This is a genomic window from uncultured Campylobacter sp. (assembly GCF_905371695.1).
Classification (GTDB): Bacteria; Campylobacterota; Campylobacteria; order Campylobacterales; family Campylobacteraceae; genus Campylobacter_A.
Map to the genome: position 1 here is coordinate 1 of NZ_CAJPMA010000083.1, position 7,526 is coordinate 7,526.

A 7,526-nucleotide genomic window follows, 5' to 3' on the forward strand; every position below is an offset into this window, starting at 1 on the left:
TTTTTATAAATTTTTAATAATCTGCATTAAGCAAATCTTATGGAGAGCGAAAATTTAATCGCGCTTTTAGACGCTTTAAATTTTAAAAAACGCGCGAAGCGGCGCGGCAACTAGACAAAGTAAATAGAGCAAAAATTTTTAAACGGCGACGTCGGCGAGTTCTTAAACCGCGCGACGAAGCAAAGCCTCCCGCTAAAACTCTTCAAACGCGCTTTTAGGTAGCGTCATCTTCGTCTTATACGGCTTTTTCTCCATCGAAATTTGCGCCGCGCTACGCTTATTAGGGTCTCTGTGCGGCGCCTGAACGGCTAGAACCGATCTTTCAAGCGCGATAAAATTCTCTAAAACTACCGCCAAAGAGCGGAAGAATTGCGACTTTTCATGCTCTTTTAGCATTTGGCAAAACTCGTCCGCAAAGCCGTTGATAACGTTAACGAACAACTGCTCGCTTAAAGGTACGTCCTCATTAGTCGCGCCGCTTTTTATCTCATCGCGCAAAAACGTAGCCATTAAATAAAATATAAACCCTACGTAATCCTCGCTATTTTTGCAGGCGTCGGCGTCCCTGCGATAAGGGCTTTTCTTCAAAATTTCAATCGTTCTTACGCGCGCGACCCCCTCGTCGCGCCCCTCTTCGTAAAAGCTAGCGGTAAGCGGTACGTTAGCGTAACTATAATCAAAAAGCACGTTATTTTGCTCCCTCGCAAACGTCGCGAAATCAAAGGCGTCAAGCTCGCTAAACGCCCGTGCGACGGCTTCGTTTAGCGGATTTTCGGCAAGCTCGGCTAACTGCGTTCGCCAAATTTTAAATCTTTTATCGTCTTCGCTGAAAAAAAACGGCGCAGCTAAAAATTCGTAATAAAACGAGCGAGCGCGTAAAATATCCTCGTTGCTACTCATAAAATTTTCCCTCGTTTTGCGCCGCAATCTGAGCTCTTATCATAGTTTTAGCTTTGCAATCCGCGCAGCAATAAAGCGTCTTTATTTTCTCCGGCTGACCTGCGAATTTAGGCGCCATTAAAGAAGCAATCTTTTCGACGGCCTTTTTAGTCGCAAACTCTTTTCCACACTCGACGCATTTAAACAGCTCGTCGCGCGCGAGTTCTTTATACTCGAAAAACTCCGGCGCGAGCGCGATCTTGCCGCGCGTAAATTTTATCGTATCCTTCTCTGCGCAGCTTAGCTCGCAGTATCCGCACGCGGTACAAACGCTCGGGTTAAATTTGATCGAATTATCCTTTTTATCGGCGATTAAGGCGCTAACGTTGCAAGCGCCCACGCAGCTAAGGCAAAGCGTACAGGTATCGCGGTTTATCGACACTTCGCCGTATTCGATCGCTCCGTCGGCGAAAACTACGCCTAAATTTTCGCTACCTACCAGTTTTTGCAAGCGTTTAGCGAAAATTTCGCGCTTAGGCAAGGCGTATTCGCTAACTTCAAACGCGCTTCCTTCTATAAATTTCGCCCTTGATAGCGCGCTTTTTAGCTCGTCTTGGTTTTTAGCGACCAGCACGGCGGGCGCGCAGAATTTCGCCTCGTAAATTTGATTTAGCAAATCAACCGCGGCGGCGGTAGCTTTAACTCGCTTAGGCGCGTAGAGCACGACGTTCGCGCCGGTTTCTTGAAGCAAGGTCAGCAAATGAACGTGGCTTAAAACGCCGTAAGCTTCTATATAAAACGGCAACACGCCCGCGGGCAGGCTTAAATTTAGCCCTTCAAAGTCCGAAATTTTAGGCATAACGAGCGCTATTTTGCCGCGGTAAATTTTAGCCGTCTGCGCGAAAGCGTCGCGAGGCATCGGCGAATAATCAAGCGCGCCGCTAGGACACACGCTCACGCATTCGCCGCAGTTGATACAGTCTACGTGAGAGAAAACCAGATGCTTCGTAGCGTCCTCTTTTAGTATCGCCACGGTCGGACAGGCGTCGGCGCATTTACCGCAAATTTCGTGTCTGCGCTCGTGATATTGACAGATCGACGAGTCGTAGTGGGTTAGGCTTTTGTAATCGTAGCTAGGCGTATGCGAGTTTAAAAAATCTAAAATTTGAGCGTCCGCTTTGCCCGCGATCTCGATACAGCCGCTTTGTTTTAGCATATAATCGCGCGCGTTTTCAACCAAGAAAAAGTCGCAGTCAAGCTCGAATTCGTCGTTTTCGCGCAAGATTATAGCCGTTAGCTCGCCCACGGCTCCGTAGACGAATTTTATCTCAAAATGCGAAAATTCTACGACTTTATATCCTTGCTCTTTTAGCTCTTTCGCTAGCTCGCCGCGCCCGCCGTTGCTTACGATTATTACGTTTTTGCTGACCTTTTTTTGATAATCGACGTCCCTTGCCAAATCAAAACAAGTCGCGCGCGCCTCGTAAAGCGCCAGCGCGCCTTTGGCCTTTTCTAACGCGCTATCTTCGCTATTTCGCAAGTAAAAATTTATTTCGGGCGCTACGACGTCCGCATCAAGCAGCGCGGAATTTGCGACTAAGTACCGCTCGCTCGCGTCGGCGTTCGTTACGACCTCGATCTGCTCGTTTAGCATAATCGCTTCACCCGAGGCGTTTAAAAATCCGAATTCTTTCATTTCGTCCTCGCTTTCTGGGCTTTTTGGAAAAATTATCAAATCCTACTCTTTTTGTCTTTAAACTCGCGTTAATATAAAATTTTAAATTCCAAAAGTAAGCGGACTCGGTTAAATTTGTGTTAAAATAACGCCAGTAAAACGAATTTACTTGGAGAAACCGATGTTTAAAAATCTTCCGCAAATAGATAAAATCTTAAATTTAGACCGCTTTAAAGAAGCGATCAAGCCCGTTTTAGGCCGTATCGCGCGCGAGGTAATAAGCGAGCAGCGCGAAATTTTAAAGCAAGGCGGAGTCGCGCTGAACGAAGCGGGGATAATCGAGAAAATTTCTAAAATTTACGCGGAGCAAGACGCGAAAGCGCTACATCCAGTTATTAACGCCACGGGCGTCGTAATCCACACCAACCTCGGGCGTAGCGTCATAGATCCCGAAATTTTATGCCGCGCGCAAGATATTATCTGCGGTTATTCAAATCTCGAATACGACTTAGTTTCGGGCTCCCGCGGCAACCGCTACGACTATCTCTCCTCTCTTGCGGCTACGCTTTTTAATAGCGAGGATGCTCTGGTGGTAAATAATAACGCAAGCGCCGTATTTTTGGTGCTAAACACCTTCGGCGCGGGCGGAGAAACGGTCGTAAGCAGAGGCGAGCTAGTCGAGATCGGCGGCAGCTTTCGCGTGCCTGAGGTCATGAGCGCCTCGGGTACGATGCTGCGCGAGGTCGGCACGACTAATAAAACGCGAATTAGCGATTACGAAAACGCTATAAACGAGCGCACGAAAATGCTTTTAAAGGTTCATCGCTCCAACTTCGATATCGTAGGATTTTGTCAGAGCGCGGAAATCGGCGAAATTTCGGCGTTAGCGCGCGAGCGCGGACTTATAGATTATTACGATCTAGGCGGCGGATACGCGGGTGAGCTGCCTTATAACCTAGGTAAAGACGAGCCTTGCGTAGCTAAAATTTTACAAAGCGGCGTAAGTTTGATTAGTTTTAGCGGCGACAAGCTCTTCGGCTCCGTGCAGGCGGGTATTATTTTAGGACGGCGCGAGCTAATCGCCAAGCTGCGTAAAAATCAGCTCTTGCGAATGCTGCGCGTCGATAAAGTCATTATTTCGCTGCTTTGCGAGAGCATAAAAGCTTATATTAATAAGGAATTTTCGCTAATTTCTACGCAGGCGCAACTACGCAAAAGCGAGGACGAGCTTACGGATTTAGCGCGTAAGATAAATGAAAATTTAGCCCGTCCGCTTGAAATTTTATCCACGCAAACCTACGTCGGCGGCGGGACGCTGCCTAACAGGAAATTTCCCAGCGTAGCGCTGGGAGTAGCGGGCGACGCGGAAGCGAACGAAGCGAAATTTAGGGAACGCGGGGTAATCGGACGCATAGAAAACGGCAAATTTTTGCTTGATCTAAGAAGCGTCTTGCCGCGCGACGAAGAAAAACTTATTAAAATAATAAACGAGGTCGTAAAATGAGCGTAATCATCGGAACGGCGGGGCACATAGACCACGGCAAAACGGCGCTTATTCGGGCGCTAAACGGCTTTGAAGGCGATAATTTAGAAGAGGAAAAGCGCCGCGGTATTACGATTGATTTAAGCTTTTCTAACCTAGCGCGCGGCGGCGAAAACATCGCGTTTATCGACGTTCCCGGTCATGAAAATTTAGTAAAGACTATGATCTCGGGCGCGTTCGGATTTGACGCGTGCTTGCTCGTAATCGCCGCAAACGAAGGACTAATGCCTCAAACCAAAGAGCATATCAACGTGCTTGAAATTTTAGGCGTAAAAAGCCTGATAGTCGTATTAACCAAGTGCGATTTAGTAAACGAAGCGCAAATTTTAGAACGCGAAAAAGAGGCGCGCGAATATATCGCGAATTTTAAAAATTTACAGATTTTAGAGCTTTTTAAAACGAGCGTAAAAGACGAAGCGAGCATCGCCGAGCTACGCGATTATCTTTTTAACGTTAAGCCCAAAAAACGAAGCGCCGAGGGAATTTTCAGATATTATATAGACCGCGTTTTTAGCATAAAAGGCATCGGCTCGGTGGTAACAGGAAGCGTGATAGAAGGCGTCGTAAAAAAGGGCGAGAAGCTGTTTAACTACGACCTAGGCAAAGAGGCGCTCGTTAGAAGCGTGCAAACGCACGATAAATTCGTAGAAAGCGCCGGCGCTAGCGCCAGAGTCGCGCTAAATATCACGGGTATCGAGCTTTCGCAGCTAAAAAAAGGGCAGTTACTTAGCAAAAAGGGCTTTTTACGCGGATTTTTAGAGGCCGACGGGCTAGTTAAAGCACAAAATTTAACCCACAACGAAAGCGTGACTTTTTGCGTAGGCGCGAAGCAAGTCGCCGCAAAAGCGCTTATTTTAAGCCGCGAAAACGATAGCTCGTTCGTCACTTTTAAATTCGAGCGCGAAATGTTTTTAAAATTTAACGAGCCTTTCGTGCTAATCGCGAACGGCCGCGTCATAGGCGGCGGACGCGTGCTAAACCCTATCGCCGAGCCGCTTAAAAAACAAGCCAAAATTATGTTTTTGGCCGCGCTTTGCAAAGGCGAGTTTAAAACGGCGTTTGAAATGCTAAAAGATACGCATAAAAACGGATTCGGGCTAATTAGCGCCTATCAGCGTTTCGCAATGACGCACGAGGAGGCGCTAGGCGTGGCGCGCTCGCTAAATAACGTTTTTATCGACGAAGAGGCGCTTAACGTTTACGATATAAGCGCGGTAGAGAGGATAAAATCTTTCATAAAATTCGTACTCGAAAAGAATAAATTCGCCGTTTTTTCCGCCGCTAGCGTATCGTTAAAACTGGGCTGGGCGAGCGAAAATTTAGCTCGCCGCGCGATAAGCGAGCTGGAAAAAGTTAAAATCGTAACCGAGCAAGGCGGCGTTTATACGAAAACGGGCGTCGATTTTAGCGAATTAAAATTGCGATTAGAAGACGAAATTTACAAAATTTTAAGCGCCGCCAAGCTTGCTCCCGAAGCGCCTTATAATATCTACGACCAGCTAGAAATTGACCGCGCCAGCGGCGACGGAGCGCTAAAAAAACTAACCGCGCAAGGCAGGGTCGTAAGACTAGCCCATAATCTTTTCGTAACCGCCAAATCGCTCGAAAGCGCGATGCAAATTTTGCGCGAGATTATCAAAACCCAAGGCTTCGTAAACGTGCAAAACGCAAAAGACAGGCTAAATTTAAGTAGAAAATTTATCATCGCTTATTTAGAAAATCTCGACCGCGCTGCGGATATCGCGAAAGACGGGCAAAACCGCATATTTAAGTACTAATTTAAAATTTTATAATATAATCGGCGCTCAATCTTAAACGAAAGGCGAAAATGAAAAAATTAGTTTTAACTAGCGCTATCGCGGCTAGCTCGCTATTTGCGGCGACCGACGCGCAAATTTTAGGCTTTTATAATCAAATTTTACCCCAAGGCATTTCGGCTTCTATCGTATCTCGCGAAAAGCTCGCGGGCAACGAAGAGTTTGAAGGCGTAGTGCTAAAATTAACCGACGGCAAAGCAAGCGAAGACGAAGTAATCTTTACCAAAGGCGACTTGCTGCTTCCTGACGTACTGGATCTAAAATCCGGCAAAAGTTACAAGGGCGAGATGAAAGAAAAACTCGTAATCGCGGGGCTTTCAAAAATTTACGCGAACGAAGATAAAGCAAACGTTATCGTTTTAGGAAACGATCCGAAAAAGCCGACGCAAGTAATGTTTTCAGACCCAGAGTGTCCGTATTGCAGGATGGAGCTACAAAATATCGAAAAAAGACTGGAAAAAGAAAACGTAAAAATGATCCTAACTCCCGTACACGATAAAAGCTCTCTAGAAAAAAGCTTTCTTATCTATAAAGACGTAAAAAACGCGAAAAGCGATAGCGAGAAAGTTAAAATTTTACGCAAATATTTCGGCGAAAAATTCGAAGTACCGGCAGGCAGCGTGACTGACGCGCAAGTAAATCAGATGGAGCAGCTACGCAGAAAGTACCTAAACTCCGGACTTAGAAGCGTTCCGTTTTTCGTAGAAGAGGCAAAGTTGCTAGGCAAATAAATAAAGAGCTTGCGAAGTTAAAGTTCGCAAGCTAAAATTTTATCTTAAAATTTGAATTTTCGCCTTGGCGCGAAGCTTATCGAAGTAATCTCTCATAATATTTTCCTGCTCGCCCTGATACATAGCGTTCATAATCTCGTCTTTGATCTGCTCGAATTCCGGCGTATACGAGCCGATTTTATTTTTAATCAAAAACATATCAAAACCGTCTTGTCCACGTAAAATTTGCGTGTAGCCGCCGTCGGGGGTATTTGCGATAAGCGCCGCAAACTGCGGATCGATCTCGTTATAATTTAGCGTTAAATTTTGCGCTTTTACGCCTTTTACCGCGCCCATAGAGCCGCGCTGAGCCCTCAAATCCGCTTCGTTTTGCGCGTGAAATAGAGTAACTTCCGCGGTAGAAAATACGTTAAAACTCGCGCTATTAGCCTCGTAATAAGCGCGCGCCTTACTCTCGCTAATATTTTTGCCCGCGTTTGACATTATGTTTTTATAAAGTTTTTCTTTTAGCATATTTTTTTCGACTTCGTTTTTAAATTCGGCGAAATTTATCCCCTGCGACTCGGCGGAGCTTCTAAACTGCGAACTAGTCATATTATTTTTAGACGCGATTTGCTCTATGCGTTCGTTGATCTCGAAAGGCGTTACGCTAAGCCCTAAATTTTTAATCTCGACGCTCTCTAATCTATCGCGAATTAGCAAATTTAGCGCCTGCGCCTCGTCCGTTTTTAGCTGCTCTTTTGCTTCGTTGGCGTGCGGAATTTGCCTACACGCTCAAATGGTAAACGGTATCGCCGCGATCGTGGATAACGAGCCTATTACGTTGTTTGAGCGTGTAGGCAAATTCCGCACGCCAACGAAGCAAAAATAGCTTTTTTAAA

Annotated in this window: 6 protein-coding genes; 3 read left to right on the forward strand and 3 right to left on the reverse strand. The window is 46.0% G+C overall.

The features are described 5' to 3' along the window. Nucleotides 1–192: 192 nt before the first annotated feature. A complete protein-coding gene (locus tag QZ147_RS07430) occupies nt 193–900 on the reverse strand; it encodes a molecular chaperone TorD family protein (protein WP_295148841.1) in 708 nt (235 codons plus the stop codon). Beyond that, nucleotides 893–2,575: a 4Fe-4S binding protein gene (locus tag QZ147_RS07435; protein ID WP_295148847.1), complete on the reverse strand. Its 1,683-nt coding sequence runs from the start codon at nt 2,573–2,575 to the stop codon at nt 893–895. Before QZ147_RS07435 ends, QZ147_RS07430 begins: the two co-directional genes overlap by 8 nt. A gap of 148 nt (nt 2,576–2,723) precedes the next feature. On the opposite strand from QZ147_RS07435, the gene selA reads away from it, so the two are divergent. From selA to QZ147_RS07450, 3 genes are read left to right on the forward strand one after another with little or no spacing between them, the layout of a single operon-like run. Continuing rightward, entirely contained in the window at nt 2,724–4,058 is a 1,335-nt protein-coding gene (gene selA, locus QZ147_RS07440; protein ID WP_295148843.1) for an L-seryl-tRNA(Sec) selenium transferase, read from the forward strand. Further along, complete coding sequence (gene selB, locus QZ147_RS07445) at nt 4,055–5,875, forward strand: selenocysteine-specific translation elongation factor (protein WP_295148844.1); 1,821 nt, start codon at nt 4,055–4,057, stop codon at nt 5,873–5,875. The genes selA and selB overlap by 4 nt, the downstream gene beginning before the upstream one ends. A 50-nt stretch (nt 5,876–5,925) precedes the next feature. Further along, on the forward strand, nt 5,926–6,645 hold the full coding sequence (locus QZ147_RS07450) for a histidine kinase (RefSeq protein WP_295148845.1): 720 nt from the start codon (nt 5,926–5,928) through the stop codon (nt 6,643–6,645). 39 nt (nt 6,646–6,684) lie between these two features. Here the strand turns inward: QZ147_RS07450 and QZ147_RS07455 are convergent, their stop codons facing one another. Continuing rightward, a complete protein-coding gene (locus QZ147_RS07455) occupies nt 6,685–7,407 on the reverse strand; it encodes a peptidyl-prolyl cis-trans isomerase (RefSeq protein WP_295148849.1) in 723 nt (240 codons plus the stop codon). Nucleotides 7,408–7,526: the final 119 nt, after the last annotated feature.